2 protein-coding genes are annotated in these 2,407 nt (G+C 56.5%); both read left to right on the top strand.

Annotated features, from left to right (window positions below; genetic code table 11):
- Positions 1 to 1,062: cytochrome ubiquinol oxidase subunit I (locus NW819_RS13090; protein WP_414414010.1), on the top strand; the 1,062-nt coding region annotated here is incomplete at its 5' end.
- A 193-nt stretch (positions 1,063 to 1,255) separates the two neighbouring features.
- Positions 1,256 to 2,305: a cytochrome d ubiquinol oxidase subunit II gene (cydB, locus tag NW819_RS13085; RefSeq protein ID WP_414414009.1), complete on the top strand. Its 1,050-nt coding sequence runs from the start codon at positions 1,256 to 1,258 to the stop codon at positions 2,303 to 2,305.
- Positions 2,306 to 2,407: the final 102 nt, after the last annotated feature.

Genomic DNA, 2,407 nt, shown 5'->3' with positions numbered 1-2,407 from the left:
GTGATTCACTGGATCTCGACGATCCTGGTGGCTTTTGGCGCCAACCTCTCCACCTTTTGGATCCTGACGGCCAACTCTTGGCTGCAGACGCCGGCAGGTGGCGTGTTCGTCGATGGGAAATTTGTGGTGCGGGACTACCTGCAAGCTATTGTCAACCCCTTCATGGTCAACAGCTTTCTGCACATGTTTTTTGCCACCTTGGAAACCTCTTTGTTTGTTATCGGTGGCATCAGTGCCTGGTACATTCTCAAGCGGCGGCACAGCGAGTTCTTCTCCCGCTCCCTCAAAGTGGTCTTGGCAATGACCCTAGTGGTCGCCCCTTTGCAGGTGTTCGTCGGCCATCTGAGCGCGGAGCAAGTCTATCGCTATCAGCCGGCCAAGCTGGCGGCCATGGAGGCCCAGTGGGAGACGATCCCTGCCGGCGAGCGGGCAGACTGGAGCCTGTTGGCTGTGCCCAACGACCGCGAAGAGCGCAACGAGTGGGAGGTGAAGATCCCCGGCGCGCTGGGCTATCTGCTGGAGTTCAAGCCCCGCTTGGATCGACCCATTCAAGGGCTCAAAAGCTGGGATCCCCAAAATCGTCCCCACATGGTCGGCCTGATCTACTACTCCTTCAGAACGATGGTGGCCATTGGTCTTTTTCTGGCCGGGCTTGTCGGAGTTACCCTTGTGCAATGGCTGAGGGGCAAGCTCTCAGTGGAGGCCCTTTCTCAGCAAAAGTGGCTGATGAGAGCTTGGATCTTCGCAGCACCCCTGGGATACATCGCCGTTGAAACCGGTTGGATCGTCCGCTGTGTGGGTCGGCAGCCCTGGATTGTGTATGGACAACTGCGCACGGTGGAATCGGTTTCGCCCCTGCCGGCAGGAGAAGTGCTGTTTTCTCTGGTTGGCCTGACCGCGTTGTACACTGTGTTCTTCGTTGCCGCTCTCTACTTTGGCAGCCGCATCATCCGCGAAGGGCCAAACCTGGAGTTGCCCGCCCCTGTCCCGGCAACGCAGCCGGTGATCGTGGTCGAGCCTGCCCGCCACGAGCCAGATCGCCGTCCTGCAGAAGCTCGGTAGCAGCAGTTTGGTAGCCATCTAACTGGTGACTCCAAGTAGCAACAGGGCAACGTAGCAGGCCCATTCCCCACAGCAGTGAAACCCTTCGCTACGTCAACTCCCAACTTCCCTTCCCTAGAGGGAGAGGGACTGGGGATCGCCATCGGGAACTGTCTCGCACTGGTCAGAAATACTCAAAGCAGAGGGAACAGCGATGGAATCTTTTGAGCCTTTACAGCGGTTTCTGCCCCAGGTTTGGTTTTTTATCCTGGGCCTATTCCTATTTCTCTACGTTCTGCTGGACGGGTTTGATCTGGGAGTTGGTATCCTCTCCCTGACGGCCTCCAGCGAGACGCGGCGCAGCATTCTCATGACCAGCTTGGGCAATGTTTGGGATGCCAACGAGACGTGGCTGGTGTTGATGGGGGGATCCCTATTTGGATCTTTTCCTCTCGCCTACGCCACCATTCTCAATGCCCTCTACATACCCTTGGTGATCATGGTGGTGGGCCTGATCTTGCGGGCCGTTTCCTTCGAGTTTCGGGAAAACGCCGACAACAAGTTGGTGTGGAACCTGGCCTTTGGAGTGGGCAGCTTTTTGGCAGCCTTGGGCCAGGGATTTGCCTTGGGCAGCGTCTTCGAAGGGATCCGCGTGGACGAAGCCGGCCACTTTGCCGGCAGCCCCTGGGATTGGCTGACCTGGCGCACGCTGTTGGTGGCTCTTACTTTGATCCAGGGCTATGTGTTAATCGGCTCAGCCTACCTAATCGTTAAGACCACCGGCGAGCTTCAGGAAACCTACTACAAGACGGCAACCATCGCCACCTGGACAACTTTACTGGGGGCAGTGTTTATCACCATCAGCACTCCTATCATGTCCGAGCAGGCGCGTGCTCAGCTTTTCTCGCCCCCTCTTTTCTACATCTTTGCTGCCATCCCAGTTCTGGGACTTTTGTTGGTGGCGTTGTTGCTGCGCAGCCTGCGCCGGCGGGAAGAAAATAGCGTTTTGGTTTACACCTTTTTGATTTTTGCACTTTCTTTTGTCGGCTTGGGGTTCATGGTTTTCCCCAACATTATTCCCCCCAGCGTCACCATCTACGAAGCGGCGGCCTCCCCCAGCTCCCTGGTGTTTATGCTCACCTTTATTGGCTTTCTGATCCCGGTTATCTTGTCCTACAACATCTACAACTACGTGGTGTTCCGGGGCAAGATCGTGGTGCAGGAAGTGGCGGCGGAAGAGGCCAAAGTTCCAGAGGCAGTTTAAGCTGGCCTGAGGATGCAGCAATAACCCCGCCCGGTGATGGGCGGGGCAATTTTTTAGGTGCAATCGAACGTCTACAGAGAAAGGCTGATACATTTACGCTGA

The sequence above is a fragment of the Synechococcus sp. R8-2 genome (assembly GCF_047461715.1).
Lineage (GTDB): Bacteria > Cyanobacteriota > Cyanobacteriia > Thermostichales > Thermostichaceae > Thermostichus.
Note: the sequence above shows the minus strand (reverse complement) of the source record. Positions and strands in the feature narration are given on the sequence as shown.

Coding starts and splice junctions, on each gene's coding strand:
- cydB (WP_414414009.1), top strand. CDS start 1,256: ATGGAATCTTTTGAGCCTTTACAGCGGTTTCTGCCCCAGGTTTGGTTT.